Source organism: Burkholderia sp. BE17, assembly GCF_009362305.1.
In the GTDB taxonomy this organism is placed as follows: domain Bacteria; phylum Pseudomonadota; class Gammaproteobacteria; order Burkholderiales; family Burkholderiaceae; genus Burkholderia; species Burkholderia pyrrocinia_C.
The window spans coordinates 49114-63760 of record NZ_WHNU01000032.1; the positions used below are offsets into that span (position 1 = coordinate 49114).

Below are 14647 nucleotides of genomic sequence, written 5' to 3' on the forward strand. Positions count from 1 at the left end.
GTCAGAACATCGCGACCTTGTGGCGCGCGTGCGCAAACGTCGGGTCGCTTTCGAGCGGACGATAGTTCAGGCGCTGCGACAGGTCGACAGCCGCACCGCACACGGCTTCGACGAGCCGCTCCTTCTCGCCGGCCTCGCCGATCTCCGAGCGCGGCACCGTCGCGGTGATCGCCGCGACGATCGAGCCCGAATGATCGCGCACGGGCGCGGTCACGGCCGAGATGCCGCTCTCGAACGCCGCCTCGCTGACCGCATAACCGAGCCGTGCGTACTGCCGCACGCGCTCGTACAGTTCGTCGACGGTGCCCGGCGTGCGCTCGGTGAACTGCTCGAGCCGCTTTTCCGGATAGAGCTGGCGCAGCGCGTCGCGCGTCAGGTCGCCCATCAGCACGTGGCCGTGCACGGTCGCATGCGCGGGCAAGCGCGTGCCGACGTGCACCTTCACCGAACCGAACATCGATGTGTTGCTCTGCGCCTTCGCGACGAACACGACGTCGCGCTGGTCACGGATCAGCAGGTGCGTCGAGAAGCCGGTGGAATCGCGCAGCCGTTCGAGCACAGGTGCGCCGAGATCGGTCAGCTCGAGCGAGTTCAGGTATTCGAAGCCGAGCCGCAGCACGCCGACGCCGAGCCGGAAATAGCGGTCGCCGTTCACGCGTTCGAGAAAACCGAGCGCTTCGAGCGTCTGAAGCAGGCGGAACGTGGTCGTGCGCGGGATGCCGATGCGCTTCGACAATTCGGGCGCGCCGAGCACGGGCTCGCGCGCCGAGAATTCGGCGAGGATCCGCAGCCCGCGTTCGAGCCCCGGCACCAGATAGGACGAGGCGCTGCCGGACGATTCGTCGTCGCCGGCAGCGGCGGGATCGGGTGCGTCGCTCATCGTTGTCTTGACCATGTGGACATGGACGGAAGGAAATCAGTCACGAAACAGGTCATGGATTGTCGTGGATATTCAGTCATGCTACTCCAGCGCGCACGCAGGCTCGCACCCGCGCGTTTCGCCGCGACGCGGCATGCGCGTCCGCGACCTCATGCGGAGTCATTCACGGTCGAGAGAATAGCAGCGATGGACAGCGCAACGCCATGCCGAAATCGCCGGACGGCGGGAAGACCGCCGCCAGGCTGTTGCCCGCGTCGGGCGGCTGAAAGACGGCGAACGGCGCCGTATTCGACGCCGCGTCGCCTACAGGCGCGACAGGTGGACCCGGAGGTTCGCGCGATCGAACGTGAAGCCGCCGGCCGCATCCTGCTCGAGCACCCGTGCAAGGTCGACGGCATACATCCATCCGCTGCCCAGACGGCCACCGTTCACGGCCCGGATCCGGCTGCCGCCGACCGCGATCGCGGCATGAAACACATTGCCGCCGCGGGAAAAACCGACCGCGGTTCCCGCCGGAATGCTGGCGCGCCCGTCCCACTGATCGCCGGTCTCGAAGTTGAATCGCGTCCTCCAGTGCTGGCCGATCGTGTCGAGCAGCGTGCCGGGCGCGATCATCGCGTCGCCGCGCAGCAGGTACCTGACATAGGCCGCGGCATCGTAGCAGACGCCGCCGGACACATACTCGTTGATGTCGGCCATGCCGTACATCAGCGCTTGCGCATGTTTCTGCTTTTCGGCGAAGCCGGATTGGGCGACATGGCCGCCTAACTGGGTCAGTTGCATGGGTAGGTCCTTTTGAGGAAGAAGGGTATCGTCGTCCCGCCAACGCAATAACCTCATATCTTATTACGATATCCGCCGGCAGCGGCCGGCCCGGGCGTCACGGCGCGCCGCCGACGCCGGTGCGGCGGCCGCCGCGTCAGGATTCGGCGCGAGCCGCAGGCGCACGCGCAACGGCTGCAGCATGTCGGGCGGCGGCTCGGCCAGCGGGCCGCCGGCCGTGAGCAATTGCCGCAGCGCCGCCGTCCGCGTCGGGATCGCCCAGCGACGCGAATTCGACGCGCGCGACGGCGCCGTTCGCGCCGATCCACGCGCGCACGACGATCGCGGGCGGCGGTGCGCCGGCGCACCGCATGCGGTATCGCGCGATGTGCGTGTCGCGGTAGAGGGAAGACGGGAACCGATCGGGGAAAAAACGGCGGGCAGCAGGCGGTGAATGCGATCCCCGGGCGGGGATCGACACGACGGCGTCAGGCCGTCACGGCGGCGTCATACTCGGCGCGGGCAAGCTGGCCGGCGGCGTAAGCCTCGGCTTCGCCGCGAAAGCCTTCCCGGCTGAATGCAACGACTTTCACCCCGACGCCGGTCGCCCGCTTCACCGTCAGCGCCCATTGCCATCCGCCGTCTTGTTCGAAGACGTGCAGCGAGGGTTCGAAGGAAGGGTCGAGTACGGTCACGCGTTATGCTCCTGCCCCGTTGCGCGTTGCATCGGCAACGCATGGGGCATGTCGAAAAGATCGCGCCGGTATGCGACGCGTTTCAGCCATTCGACAGTCTAGTCAATGATTGTTGCGACGCACCATCAGAGGTTTCACTCATCTATCGGTACCCGGCGGTTGATCGAATATGCCTGAAACCCATATGGGACGGGCCTCAGAGCTGCTTCAGGCCGCATGGAAAAACGCTCATGCGGCAACGTGCCGCACACGCGATCAATTGCTTGCATCGGTCGGTCGTGGGTCGTAAAAACGGGGCGGGAACCGCCTGGCCACCCGGGCACCGCTTGTGACGACAGACTGCTACCGCCCCGTATCGTCCGGCATCACGCGCCGGAATGTCAGGTTGACGCGCTCGCCCTGCACGCTCGGCGCCTTCGGCACGCGATGCTGCCACTCGGACTGCGTGCGCCCGCGCATCACGAGCAGGCTGCCGTGCACGAGGCGATACGCATGCGTGACGCCGGTCGCGCGATGGCGAAGATCGAACACGCGCATTGCACCGAGGCTCACCGACGCGATCACCGGCGCATCGCCGAGTTCGGGCTCGTTGTCCGCGTGCCAGCCCAGGCTGTCCTGCCCGTTGCGGTAGCGATTGAGCAGCACGCTGTTGAAGCGCGCGCCGCACGTCGCCTCGACCGCGCGCTTCAGGTCGAGCACGGTCGGCGTCCACGGCGCCGGCACGTTGCGGATCCCCGAATACACGTAGACGGCATCGGGTTCGCCCTGCCACGCGGTGAGCCTCGGCAACGGAATGCGTCCGCGCGGCGTGCGGATCGTGTCCTGCCGCCACGCGACCTCGTCGATCAGCGCGGCCAGCGCGCGGTCGGCGTCGGGCTGCGCGAGCCAGTCCGGGTACCAGTCCACGTCGGGCGCGGGCGTGTCAGCGAAGAGATCGGGCGTCGACATGTCGGGAGGAAACGGGCGATGACCGGGGCGAACAGTGCATGTCTGCATACTAGCCAACGGCGCCGCGCGCCGCCATGCGCTGTCATTCGCCGCTGAAAGGAAACCGCCGCTTGCGCATCACGCTATCATCGCGGCGTGTTGCGATGCGCCCCGCCGAGGGGTGCCGCTTTCTTCCGCCATGCCGGCCGGCGCGACCCGGCCGCTATCTTTCCGGATCCCATCATGACGACGCTCTCCGATTCCGCCCTCGATCAACTGTTCCTCACCGCGCGCACGCACAACGCGTGGCAGGACAAACCCGTCGACGACGCGCTGCTGCACCGGCTGATCGACCTGACGAAATTCGGCCCGACGTCGGCGAACTCGAGCCCCGCGCGCTTCGTGTTCGTCAAGTCGCCCGAGGCGAAGGCGCGCCTGAAACCCGCGTTGTCCGAAGGCAATCTCGCGAAGACGATGGCCGCGCCCGTCACCGTGATCGTCGCCATGGATTTCGCGTTCCACGATCACCTGCCGCGCCTGTTCCCGCACGCCGACGCACGGAGCTGGTTCGCCGGCAACGATGCGCTGATCGAGGCCACCGCGTTCCGCAATTCGTCGCTGCAAGGCGCGTACCTGATCCTCGCCGCACGCGCGCTCGGCCTCGATGCGGGCCCGATGTCGGGCTTCGACAACGCGAAGGTCGATGCCGAATTCTTCGCGGGCACTTCGATCAAGAGCAACTTCCTAGTGAACCTCGGCTACGGCGATCCGACCGGCCTGTTCCCGCGCAGCCCGCGCTTCGACTTCGACGACATCGCCCGCATCGAGTGACGGCTCGCTAGCAGCCGCGCGTCAGCCGGATCAGCGTGATCTCGGACGGCACGCCGAAGCGGTTCGGCGGCCCCCAGTATCCGGTGCCACGGCTCGTATAGAGCCACAGCTCGCCGAAGCGGCTCAGCCCGCCGATCACCGGCTGCTGCATCCGTACGAACGGCGGCCACGGCAGGAACTGGCCGCCGTGCGTGTGCCCCGACAACTGCACGGTAAAACCCGCGCGATTCGCGGCTTCCGCGCTGCGCGGCTGGTGCGCGAGCAGGATCTTCGTGCCGACGTCGCGCGGCGCGCCGGCCAGCGCCTGCTCGGGGTCGCTACGATGCGCGGGATCGAACCCGCCCGCCGTGAAGTCGGTCACGCCGGCGAGCACCGCGCGCGCGCCGTCGTGCTCGATCAGCACGTGCTCGTTCAGCAGCACCGTCAGCCCGATGCGCCGGAATTCGTCGATCCACGCGTGCGCGCCCGCGTAATACTCATGGTTGCCCGTCACGAGAAAGCTGCCGTGCCGCGACTGCATGCGGCCGAGCGGCGCGGTGTGTTCGCGCAGGCGCTTGACCGAACCGTCGACCACGTCGCCCGTCACGACGACGAGGTCGGCATCGAGCGCATTCACCGCGCGCACGATCCGTTCGATATAAGGCCGCTTGATCGTCGGCCCGACGTGGATGTCGGACAGTTGCACGATCGTCAGCCCGTCGAGCGCGGCCGGCAGCCCCGCGACCGGAATGGACACGCGCTTGACCGCCGCCGTGCGGCGCGCGCCGACAAACCCGATCGCGGTAACGAGCACCGCGGCCGCCAGCACGCCGAGCGCCGTGTCGGCCGCGGCGCCGCTCCACGCGCCGTCGTGCCCGAGATGCCGCCACGCGAACACGCCGAGCAGCACGAATTCGCGCAGGAACGTCAGTGCGAGCAGCGACGAGAAAAATCCCATCACGAGCGAGCCGGCCCAGCCGGCCACCGTCGCGGCCCAGCCTTCGTCGAAGCGGCGCGAGAACATGCCGACCGGAATCAGCACGACGAAGCTCGCCAGCACGAGCGCCGCGATCGTGCGCGCGACCGGCGACTCGAACGCGTCGGGAATGATCCGCATCCCGACATACAGATGGAACAGCACGCCGATTGCAATGAACCGGACAAAGAAACTTCGCATGGAGCGCTCACCTTCGTTGCGATACGGCTTCCGCGATGCGTGTCGCACGAGGCCGTGACGCCCCGTGCCGCGCTTCGCGCCATACGTACGATGGTACACAGATCCCGGCAGCGACGACCGGTCGCGGCCACCGGTGGAGGCTCGCGCGGCTTCGCGCAATAATCCGCCGTTTCCGGGCCGATTCCGCCGCATCAGCGCGGCAAATTTCGCCAGCCCTCTTTCGTCTTACGATCCTTTACAGTCCGTTAGCAACCCTACACGAGCTTGCACTGGCAGAATCGCGGCGGTCCGGCCGCCTCGCTGTCGAAACGCGACGCCGGACGGGGCCGCCACGACCGCCAGCGCGGCCGCGACCGGCCACGGCCCGTGCCGCCCCTGCGGGGCGGACGGCTGGCGATCCGCATCGCGCTGCTTTATTATCGGCCCCGTATCTCGGAATCGTCGTCGCGGCGACGAACCGCATTGCGCCGCGCCCGGCATCCACCCCCATCGTCGAGCTCGTCACACCATGAGAAAAACAACGCCGCGCGCGCCCCTGCGCGTCGCCGCCGTCCTGGCGCCAGCCCTGCCGCTCGCGGGCTGCGCATCCCACGGCGCACCGTCGTACGTGCTGTTCGGCGCGTATTTCCCACTCTGGCTCGTCAGCGCGATCGTCGGCATCGTCGGCGCGATCGGCGCGCACCGCGTGTTCGTCGCGACCGGCTGGGCCGCCACGGTCCCTTACCAACTCGCCGTCTGCACCGCGATCGGGCTCGTGATCGCCGTGATCGTCTGGCTCACCGGCACGGGGCCGTTCGCATGAAAGCCGCCGGAACCGCCCGTCCGTCCGTCAAAGGCCGCATGATCGCGCTCGCGATCGTCGCGCTCGGCATCGCGGCGCTCGCGTATGCATACCACCGCACGACGGCCTACCCGTCCACCGACGACGCGTCGATCGACGCGGACGTCGTGCATGTCGCGTCGCCTGTCGGCGGGCGCATCGTGCGGCTCGCGGTGCATGAAGACCAGCGCGTCGCGAAAGGCGACCTGCTGTATGAAATCGATCCCGTGCCGTACCGCCTGACGGTTGCGCAGGCGCAAGCCGATCTCGAGCTCGCACGCGCATCGCTCGACACGCGCCACCGTTCGCTGATCGGCGAACGCTCGAACGCGGCGGTCGCCGCCGAGCAGGTCAAGCGCGCGACGCAGAACGCCGATCTCGCGACGCGCGACGTGAACCGGCTCGCGCCGCTCGCCGCGCAGGGCTACGTCAGCGCGCAGCAGTTCGACCAGGCGAAGGTCCGCCAGCGCGACGCGGCCGTGTCGCTCGCGCAGGCGCAGGAACAGCAGCGTGCGTCCGCTCGGACGATCGGCGACGACGCCGACGCGATCGCGACGCTGCATGCGCGCGAGGCCGCGCTCGCCCGCGCGCAGCATGCGCTCGACGATACGGTCGTACGCGCGCCGCACGACGGGCTCGTGACGGGCCTGACCGTGCTCGCCGGCGAAACCCTCGCGCCGAACCAGTCGATCTTCACGCTGATCGACGCGAGCGAATGGTTCGCCGTCGGCAATTTCCGCGAGACGTCGCTGAACCGCATCGAGGTCGGCGACTGCGCGACCGTCTATTCGATGATCGACCGCAGCCGCCCGATGACGGGCAAGGTCGTCGGCATCGGCGCGGGCATCGCGGACAGTGCTCGCATCAACCTGCCGCGCTCGCTGCCGATCGTGCAGAACTCGGTGAACTGGGTACACGTCGCGCAGCGCTTCCCCGTGCGCGTGAAGCTCGACGAACCCGACGGCAAGCTCGTGCGCGTCGGCGCGAGCGCGATCGTCGAGGTCCGGCATGGCTCAGCCTGCCGCTGACGTCCGGTCGCCGGGCCCGCGCGAAGTCCTGCGGCTGCTCGCGCCGTTTCCGGGGCGCACCGCGATCGCCGTGCGCGTCGCGCTGATCTGCGCGCTGGTCGTGCTCGTGACGAGCGGCTACGGCACGCCGGAAGCCGCGATCTCCGCATATGTCGTGTTCTTCCTGAACCGCGCCGACCGCGTGACGAGCGTCGTGCTCGCGGTCGCGATGCTGCTGCTCGTCACGGTCGTCATCGCGCTCGTGATGGGCGTCGCGATCTTCAGCATCGACTATTCGATCCTGCGGGTCGCCTGCATGACCGCGATGTCGATCGGCCTGCTCTACCTGACCTCCGCCAGCAAGCTGCGCCCCGTCGGCGCGATCCTCGCGATGATCGTCGGCTTCGGGCTCGACCAGCTCGGCCTGGCGCCGTTCGGCGAAGCCGCGACGCGCGCGCTGCTCTATGCGTGGCTGATGGTCGCGATCCCGGTCGGCGTCGCGATCGTCGTCAACCTGCTGATCGCACCGTCGCCGCGCAAGCTCGCGCAGGCACAGCTCGCGAAACGGCTGCGGCTCGCCGCGCGGCGGCTGCGCGGCGACGACGGCGATGACGGCGGCGGCGACGCGCGCGCCGCGTTCGAAGCGAGCCTGCGCGAAGGCGACAAGCAGTTGCTCACGTGGGTCAAGCTGTCGAAGCTCGAAGGCTCGTCGGCGGCCGCCGACGTCGTCGCGCTGCGGCAAGCCATCGCATCGAGCACCGCGCTGCTCGTCGCGGTCGCGCTCGCCGACCGCGAACCCGCTGCGCGGCTGCCCGACGCGTTTGTCGAACCGATCGCGACGACGCTCGACGAGATGGCCGCCATCCTCGAACGCGGCGGCTATCCGGTCGACGTGACGCTCGCGCTGCCGGCGGCCGATGCGCTGCCGCCGCTCGCGCGCGTCGTCGCGACGGATCTGCACACGGCGATCACGCACTTCGCGGAACCGGCCGCGACCGACGCACCGGCCGATACGGTCCACGCGCACACTGCCGACACGCCGGCCGATGCGCCTGCAGAACCCGCCGCACCGCCTGCGCCGCCGCCCCCGGCCGCGGCTTCTTCCTGCCCGACGCACGCACCAATCCCGACCACGTCCGCTATGCGCTGAAAACGACGGCAGCGGCGATGTTCTGCTACCTGCTGTACTCGCAGCTCGACTGGTCGGGTATCCATACCTGCTTCATCACCTGCTACATGGTGTCGCTCGGCTCGACGGCCGAAACGGTCGAGAAGCTCACGCTGCGCATCGCCGGCTGCATCGTCGGCGCGCTGCTCGGCACCGCCGCGCTCGTGTTCGTCGTGCCGTCGCTGTCGTCGATCGGCGAGCTGATGGCGCTCGTGTTCGCCGGTGCATGGCTGGCCGCGTGGGTCGCGTTCGGGTCGCCACGGATCGCATACGCGGGCTTCCAGGTCGCATTCGCATTCTTCCTGTGCGTGATCCAGGGCGCGGGCCCCGGCTTCGACCTGACGCTCGCGCGCGATCGCACGATCGGCATCCTGCTCGGCAACGTGGTCGTGTATCTCGTGTTCACGCGCATCTGGCCCGTCAGCATCGGCAAGCAGATCGACACGGCGCTCGCGGCGCTGCTCGACCAATGGCGCCACCTCGCGCAGATCGCGCAGCCGGCCGAGCGGCGCGCGCTGGCCGCCGAGGCGTTCGCACGCCACGGCGCGATCGCGCAGGAGCTCGGCCTGATCCATTACGAACCGTCGTGGGTGCGGCCGGCCGCCACGTGGCTCGCCGCGCGACGGCGCGCGCTCGCGGAACTCGGCGCGCTCGAAGGCCCGCTGTTCCTGCTCGCCGAACGCGCACCGGGCGACGCGGCGATCGGCGCGCGGCTCGCACGCGTGGCCGACCTGCGCGACGACGAAGTCGCGCATCATGCGGAATCCCCCGCGCCGCCGGCCCCACCCCCGAATGCCGCTCCCACCGACCCCGCACGCCACGCGCTGCTGAACCTGATCGACACGCGGCTCGCGCACATCGCCGACGCCGCCCGTCAAGCCACACCGAAGGAGCCTGTTCCCCATGCGCCTACCTGAACCGCCGGCCGCCTCGATCGCCGCCGCCGCCCTCGCGACCGCCGTCGCGCTGGCCGGCTGCGCGACGTCGTCGATCGATCTGGCGCCGGAGGCATCCGACCGCCCGTGGCAGCCACAGACCTCGGCCGCGGGCGACATCGTGCCCGCACCGCCGCGCGCGACCGCGCAAGGGGTGCACGACTACACGCTGCCGGCCACGCCCGCGCTCGCGTCGGTGTCGCCCCCTGCCGCACTCGATGCCGCGCATGCGTACACGCTGCCCGAACTGATCGACCTCGCCGAATCGTCGAACCCGCTGACGCGTATCGCATGGAACGACGCGCGCAACGCGGCGCTCGCGGTCGGCATCGCGAAATCCGCCTACCTGCCGAAGCTGTCGGCAACGGCCATGGGCGCGTACCAGGCGAGCCACGGCTCGACGTCGACGATACTCGGCGACTCGTCGAGCGACACGACCGTGCACGGCACGATCTCGGCGCTGTCGCTGCAATGGCTGCTGTTCGATTTCGGCGGACGCGCGGCGCGCGTCGAAGCGGCCGAACAGGCGTCGATCGCGTCGAACGTCGCGTTCACGGCCGTGCACCAGCAAGTGATCCACGACGTGACCGTCGCGTACTACCGGTACGAAGCCGCGCGCTCGCGCGCACTCAGCGCGCAGCAGGGCCTCGCGAACGCGGACTCGATCCTCGCGGCGTCCCGCGCGCGGCTCAAGCATGGCGTCGGTACGGTAGTCGAACTCGCGCAGGCGACGCAGAACCGTGCGCAGGCGAACCTCGCGCTCGTGCAGGCGAGCGGCACGGAGAGCGACAGCTACCTCGACCTCGTGTCCGCGCTCGGCATCTCGCCGCTGTCGAAGCCGACGATCGCCGCGCTGCCGAAACGGCCGCTGCCGCCGGCGCTCGGTTCGTCGGTCGACGCGATCGTGTCGGACGCGATCGCGCGCCGCCCCGACCTGCAGGGCGCGTTCGCGCTCGAAAAGGCCAATCGCGCGAAGATCAAGGCCGCCGAAGCCGCGTTCATGCCGAAGATCTTCCTGTCCGCTTCGACGTCGTACGCAAGCGGCGGCACCGCCATCACCGCACTGCCGGCGATCGGCGACCAGGCGCCGACCGTCAACCTGAACGGCAGCCGCTACGGCGGCGGCGTGTTCCTCGGCGTGACGATCCCGCTGTACGACGGCGGCCTGCGCTCGGCCGTGCTGATGCAGGCGCGCAACGATGCGCAAAGCGCATCCGCGCGTCTCACGCGGACCAAGGAAGAAGCCGTTCGCCAGGTCGTTGCCGCGCAGAACGCGGTACAGACGAGCCTCGCGTCGCACGACGCCGCAAAGGCGCTCGTCGATGCCGCGCAGACGAGCTACGATGCGGCGCTGACCGCGTACCGGAACGGCGTCGGCTCGGTCACCGATGCGACGATCGCGCAAAGCCAACTGCTCGCGGCGCGGAATGCCGAGGTCGACAGCTACGCCGGCGCGCTGTCGGCGGCTGCCGCGCTCGCGCTCGCAACCGGGACGATCGGCTCGGCGCAGTAGCGCAACCGCCGCCCGGCGGTTGACGCATGCGCACGCCGCCCACTAGAATGCCGCCCATTCTTCCTTCAGGAACCATCGTGGACAGTTGCAGCACTCCGTTGCGTGCGCCGCTTGCCGCCTGAACGCCTGTCCGACGCAGTTCTCCTGCCCCGGCTCGCGTTCCGCGAGCCCGCACGCCTACCGTTTCACACTGAATGACGCATACGCGCGGTACAGTACCGCGCGATGACGGCTATCGTCGCGTCGCCTTCGGCATTGCGCCGCAGCGACGCGAGCCGGCATGCGCGCCTTGCACGGCAGGACAACCATGACTTTCGATTTCGCACTCCGTCTTTTCACTGCGTTCGCCTGCGGCGTCGCGATCGGCCTCGAGCGCCAGATGCGCCAGCGCACGGCAGGCCTGCGCACGATCACGCTCGTCGCGAGCGGCGCGTGCCTGTTCGTCACGCTCGGCGTGCTGACCGGCAACGGCGTCGCGGGCGTCACGCAGATCGCCGCGTACGTCGTGTCGGGCGTCGGCTTTCTCGGCGGCGGCGTGATCATGCGCGACAAGGGCTCGATCCAGGGCATCAACACGGCCGCGACGCTGTGGTGCTCGGCCGCCGTCGGCGTGCTGGCCGGCTCCGGCCATTACGTGCCCGCGCTCGCCGGCACGGGCGTCGTGCTGCTCACCAATACCCTGCTGCGCGGCGTCAGCCAGGCAATCAACGCGACGCCCGTGTCGAACGCCGATCTCGTGCGCGAATACCAGATCACCGTGATCTGCCTGGCCGCCGACGAAGTGCACATCCGCACGCTGCTGTCGAACTCGATGTACGCGAAGCCGCTGTCGTTCCAGAGCCTGACGAGCGAGGACGTGCCCGACCAGCCGGACCGGCTGAAGGTGACCGCGACGCTGAAGCTGCATCCGAAGGATCAGCAGAAGCTCGAGCAGATCGCGAGCCGGATCAGCATGGAGAAGAGCATTTCCAGCGTGAGCTGGACCGCGAAGGAAGCGGAGCCGATGATGGAGTGAGCGGCATGGCGGCAGCCGGATTCGCCGCCGCCCTCGCCCGCGTCACGGTGCCTCGATGAGCCCGGCCGAGATAGCCTTGACGACCGCCTGGACCTTGTTCGTCGCACCGAGCTTCTCGAGGATGTTGTTGACGTGGAAGTTGACCGTCCGCTCCGAGATGCTGAGGATCTGGCCGATTTCGCAGGCGGTCTTGCCTTCGGCGGTCCAGCACAGCACCTCGCGCTCGCGCGCGGTCAGCGCGACGCCCGCCGCTGGCGACAGCTTCGGCACCATGAAGCGGCTCATCAGCGAATGCGACAGGTTCGCGAGCCAGTTCGTCTGCAGCGTCAGCATGTTGATCTCGGCCGGCGTCAGCCGGTCGGCGTGGCGCGCGATGCTCAGCAGCCCGAACGCACCGCGGGCCGCCCAGCTCGACTGCGCGACACCCACCGACAGCCCGAATTCGCGCGCGTCCTGCCACAGCGGGTTCGGATCGATCCGGTCGACATCCGGCCAGACGATCATGTTGGTGCTGTGCGCGCCGTCGCGCACCGTCGAATCGATCTCGATGTAGTTCCGCGCCTGGTAGTGCGCCATCCAGCCGTCCGGATAGGTATCGAAGATCGCGACCGACGGCTTCGACACCGGCAGCGGCACGCGAATGCCGTAACAGCAGTATTCGAATCCCAGCCGCCTGGAATAGGCAGCGATCCGCTGGAAGAGCTGCTGCTCGTCTTCCGCGGCGCTGAATTGTTGATAGGCATCCTGCCAGCGCAGTTCCATTCGTTCTCCGACAACGTCACGCTGTCATACTTGTCAGGTGCCAGCTCCGGTTCGAGGCTGATACATTCCGCGCATGACTTCACCTTTGCTGCACCCGGTCTCCGGCCCGTCCCCGGACGGCTACGTGCGCCTGTCAGAAGGCGCAATGGCCGCGCTTGCGCTCGACCATGTCACAAGCGGCCTCGATGCATCGCTGCTTGCGGAACTGCGCGACAACGCGATCGACGCGCGCCTCGCCGGCTATACCGAATGGCAGCGCACCGCCCGTGCCGGCGTCGCTTACGTGACGGTCGGCTGGGACTGGTACCTCGAACGCGCAACAGGCGCGTTCGTGATCGCCGGCGGCGACGTCCGCAGCAACGTAATGGCCGTCGACGCCACGGGTACCGACATCGGCATGTTCCGCACGACCGCCGCGCTCGCCGCACGGCTCGCCTGTATCGACTGGCCCGCCGCGGTCGTGTCGGCCCTGCTCGGGCGCAACGACGCCTATCATGCCGGTCCGACGCTCCAGTGACAACCGGTCGCGCATTCATCAGACCATTTCCGCGATGCTGGCGCTCTTTATAAGCAAAAGCGGCCAGCTTTTCAATCCCGTCGATCAAGAAACCGTTACCACGTCCCAAATGGCGTCTTTACGCCGCCAACCTGTAAGAGTTACCAGTTACCGCCTCCTCGTGCCGCGCGATGTAATGCACGCATACAAAAGCACAAATCCGAGGACACCATGCGGACCTTCGTTCACGAGGAAGGGCGGTTGCCACACGAACTTGCAGCGGATCTCGGGCGCTATCGGCGCCGCGTGTTCGTCGAACAGCTCGGCTGGGCGCTCCCGTCGGCGAACGAATGCTTCGAGCGCGACCAGTTCGATCGCGACGATACCGTCTACGTGTTTGCGCGAAATGCCGGCGGCGACATGTGCGGATGTGCGCGCCTGCTGCCCACGACGCGCCCGTATCTGCTGAAGTCGCTGTTCGCCGACCTGATCGCCGAAGACATGCCGCTGCCGCAATCGGCGGCCGTCTGGGAGCTGTCCAGGTTCGCGGCGACCGACGACGACGGCGGGCCGGGCAATGCCGAATGGGCCGTGCGCCCGATGCTCGCGGCCGTGGTCGAATGCGCGGCGCAGCTTGGCGCGCGGCAGCTGATCGGCGTGACGTTCGCGAGCATGGAGCGGCTGTTCCGCCGGATCGGCATACACGCGCACCGTGCAGGCCCGCCGAAGCAGGTGGACGGACGCCTGGTGGTCGCGTGCTGGATCGATATTGACCCGCAAACGTTTGCGGCGCTAGGAATCGAGCCGGGGCAGGCAGCCCGGCAAGCCATCGCCGCCTGAGCCGGAACGCGCGTTTCCGTCCGGGCGGCATCGTAACGAAGGAGAACCAACGTGGACCAGTCTCAGGTCTTTCGCGCGATGATGCCCGGGTTGACGAGCGCCAACGGCGCCCGCATCGCGGTCGCCTATCCGTCGTTTCCCAGGCCGCTGCCGCTCGTGCGGCTCGACCGCCGTGGGCTCGTGTTTCGTGCTGCCGGCGTCGCGCCGCTCGTCTGCGGGCTGCCGCGCGCGGCGACGCTGCTGGTCGCGGACGAGCCGCTCTGCTCGCTGCGCCTCGTGATCCGTAACATCGCCCCGGCCGGCGACGGCCGCCACGACCTGACGATGCAGCCGTCAGGCGCCGCCGGCGACGAATTGCTGTGGCATGCGCTGCGCGACCACGCACCGTACCGGCAGATTCAGCATCCGCTCGCGCCCGTCGATGCGCCCGTCGCCGCGGCCAGCGAACCGCACGCGACGGCCGGTGAAGCCGGGCCGCGCCCGGCGCGCCGCGCGGCGTTCCGCCTGCCGTGCCACAGCGACGCGCTGTTCTTCGCGGACTGGCTCGAATATCACTTCGACGAGTTGCGCGCACTGTCGCAACAACACGGGCCGCAACTGCAGCTCAACCAGCTCGAGCGGAAAGTTGCCGACGACGAGGTCGGCGTGCGCTTCGTCTACGACATCGACGGACACGCGACGCGGCACGCGCTGACCGACTGCGCGCGCGAGGCCTGTGCGTGGATCGAGACGGAAATGCGCGACAAGTACGCGCTGCCTGTCGCGCAGGAGCGGTTCGGCGCGCTTGCCGCGCACGCGCGGGCCGGCGGCATGTGAATGCGGTACGGCCGCGTCGCGCGA

General features: G+C 68.8%; 14 protein-coding genes and 1 pseudogene. 9 read left to right on the top strand and 6 right to left on the bottom strand.

The features are described from left to right. Position 1 precedes the first annotated feature (1 nt). From GD429_RS25585 to GD429_RS25605, 4 genes are all read right to left on the bottom strand, one after another. The gene (locus tag GD429_RS25585; protein WP_152861029.1) at positions 2-895 is read right to left on the bottom strand and encodes an IclR family transcriptional regulator; all 894 of its coding nucleotides are present in this window, start codon (positions 893-895) and stop codon (positions 2-4) included. Positions 896-1183: 288 nt separating this feature from the next. Next, entirely contained in the window at positions 1184-1720 is a 537-nt protein-coding gene (gene tecA, locus GD429_RS25590) for a type 6 secretion system effector deamidase TecA (protein ID WP_227791742.1), read from the bottom strand. A 410-nt stretch (positions 1721-2130) separates the two neighbouring features. Beyond that, the gene (locus tag GD429_RS25600; RefSeq protein WP_034180396.1) at positions 2131-2337 is read right to left on the bottom strand and encodes a hypothetical protein; all 207 of its coding nucleotides are present in this window, start codon (positions 2335-2337) and stop codon (positions 2131-2133) included. Between the two features lie 342 nt (positions 2338-2679). Next, positions 2680-3285, bottom strand: a complete 606-nt coding sequence (locus GD429_RS25605) for an alpha-ketoglutarate-dependent dioxygenase AlkB family protein (RefSeq protein WP_152861030.1) — start codon at positions 3283-3285, stop codon at positions 2680-2682. Positions 3286-3507: 222 nt separating this feature from the next. Between GD429_RS25605 and GD429_RS25610 the strand changes: the two genes are divergently transcribed. Then, a complete protein-coding gene (locus tag GD429_RS25610; RefSeq protein ID WP_152861032.1) occupies positions 3508-4095 on the top strand; it encodes a malonic semialdehyde reductase in 588 nt (195 codons plus the stop codon). A gap of 7 nt (positions 4096-4102) precedes the next feature. Here GD429_RS25610 and GD429_RS25615 read toward each other — a convergent pair whose 3' ends face one another. Beyond that, positions 4103-5251, bottom strand: a complete 1149-nt coding sequence (locus GD429_RS25615) for a metallophosphoesterase (protein ID WP_152861034.1) — start codon at positions 5249-5251, stop codon at positions 4103-4105. Positions 5252-5759: 508 nt separating this feature from the next. Between GD429_RS25615 and GD429_RS25625 the strand changes: the two genes are divergently transcribed. The 5 genes and pseudogenes from GD429_RS25625 (at position 5760) to GD429_RS25650 (ending at position 11709) form a co-directional block, all read left to right on the top strand. Further along, on the top strand, positions 5760-6053 hold the full coding sequence (locus tag GD429_RS25625; RefSeq protein ID WP_152861037.1) for a hypothetical protein: 294 nt from the start codon (positions 5760-5762) through the stop codon (positions 6051-6053). Further along, entirely contained in the window at positions 6050-7099 is a 1050-nt protein-coding gene (mdtN, locus tag GD429_RS25630; RefSeq protein ID WP_152861039.1) for a multidrug transporter subunit MdtN, read from the top strand. The genes GD429_RS25625 and mdtN overlap by 4 nt, the downstream gene beginning before the upstream one ends. After that, positions 7080-9163, top strand: a pseudogene (locus GD429_RS25635) (FUSC family protein). The gene mdtN and the pseudogene GD429_RS25635 overlap by 20 nt, the downstream one beginning before the upstream one ends. After that, on the top strand, positions 9150-10694 hold the full coding sequence (locus GD429_RS25640) for a TolC family protein (protein ID WP_152861041.1): 1545 nt from the start codon (positions 9150-9152) through the stop codon (positions 10692-10694). Before GD429_RS25635 ends, GD429_RS25640 begins: the two are co-directional and overlap by 14 nt. Before the next feature lie 307 nt (positions 10695-11001). Further along, on the top strand, positions 11002-11709 hold the full coding sequence (locus tag GD429_RS25650; RefSeq protein ID WP_152861043.1) for an MgtC/SapB family protein: 708 nt from the start codon (positions 11002-11004) through the stop codon (positions 11707-11709). Between the two features lie 42 nt (positions 11710-11751). Here the strand turns inward: GD429_RS25650 and GD429_RS25655 are convergent, their stop codons facing one another. Further along, positions 11752-12471 carry an autoinducer binding domain-containing protein gene (locus tag GD429_RS25655; protein ID WP_152861045.1) on the bottom strand — a complete coding sequence of 240 codons (720 nt, stop codon included), beginning with the start codon at positions 12469-12471 and terminating at the stop codon, positions 11752-11754. A gap of 73 nt (positions 12472-12544) precedes the next feature. Here GD429_RS25655 and GD429_RS25660 point away from each other — a divergent pair, with 73 nt between their 5' ends. The 3 genes from GD429_RS25660 to GD429_RS25670 all read left to right on the top strand — a co-directional run bounded on the left by GD429_RS25660 (position 12545) and on the right by GD429_RS25670 (position 14623). Then, positions 12545-12988, top strand: a complete 444-nt coding sequence (locus GD429_RS25660; protein ID WP_152861047.1) for a DUF4902 domain-containing protein — start codon at positions 12545-12547, stop codon at positions 12986-12988. Positions 12989-13198: 210 nt separating this feature from the next. After that, complete coding sequence (locus GD429_RS25665; RefSeq protein WP_047902891.1) at positions 13199-13807, top strand: acyl-homoserine-lactone synthase; 609 nt, start codon at positions 13199-13201, stop codon at positions 13805-13807. Between the two features lie 51 nt (positions 13808-13858). Continuing rightward, positions 13859-14623 carry a hypothetical protein gene (locus tag GD429_RS25670; RefSeq protein WP_321574867.1) on the top strand — a complete coding sequence of 255 codons (765 nt, stop codon included), beginning with the start codon at positions 13859-13861 and terminating at the stop codon, positions 14621-14623. Positions 14624-14647 lie beyond the last annotated feature (24 nt).

What these genes read in the sequence shown, in the direction of transcription:
- GD429_RS25605 (WP_152861030.1), bottom strand. Translation starts at nt 3,285, where the DNA reads ATGTCGACGCCCGATCTCTTCGCTGACACGCCCGCGCCCGACGTGGAC.
- GD429_RS25665 (WP_047902891.1), top strand. Translation starts at nt 13,199, where the DNA reads ATGCGGACCTTCGTTCACGAGGAAGGGCGGTTGCCACACGAACTTGCA.
- tecA (WP_227791742.1), bottom strand. Translation starts at nt 1,720, where the DNA reads ATGAGGTTATTGCGTTGGCGGGACGACGATACCCTTCTTCCTCAAAAG.
- GD429_RS25660 (WP_152861047.1), top strand. Translation starts at nt 12,545, where the DNA reads ATGACTTCACCTTTGCTGCACCCGGTCTCCGGCCCGTCCCCGGACGGC.
- GD429_RS25610 (WP_152861032.1), top strand. Translation starts at nt 3,508, where the DNA reads ATGACGACGCTCTCCGATTCCGCCCTCGATCAACTGTTCCTCACCGCG.
- GD429_RS25650 (WP_152861043.1), top strand. Translation starts at nt 11,002, where the DNA reads ATGACTTTCGATTTCGCACTCCGTCTTTTCACTGCGTTCGCCTGCGGC.
- GD429_RS25655 (WP_152861045.1), bottom strand. Translation starts at nt 12,471, where the DNA reads ATGGAACTGCGCTGGCAGGATGCCTATCAACAATTCAGCGCCGCGGAA.
- GD429_RS25640 (WP_152861041.1), top strand. Translation starts at nt 9,150, where the DNA reads ATGCGCCTACCTGAACCGCCGGCCGCCTCGATCGCCGCCGCCGCCCTC.
- GD429_RS25625 (WP_152861037.1), top strand. Translation starts at nt 5,760, where the DNA reads ATGAGAAAAACAACGCCGCGCGCGCCCCTGCGCGTCGCCGCCGTCCTG.
- GD429_RS25585 (WP_152861029.1), bottom strand. Translation starts at nt 895, where the DNA reads ATGGTCAAGACAACGATGAGCGACGCACCCGATCCCGCCGCTGCCGGC.
- GD429_RS25615 (WP_152861034.1), bottom strand. Translation starts at nt 5,251, where the DNA reads ATGCGAAGTTTCTTTGTCCGGTTCATTGCAATCGGCGTGCTGTTCCAT.
- mdtN (WP_152861039.1), top strand. Translation starts at nt 6,050, where the DNA reads ATGAAAGCCGCCGGAACCGCCCGTCCGTCCGTCAAAGGCCGCATGATC.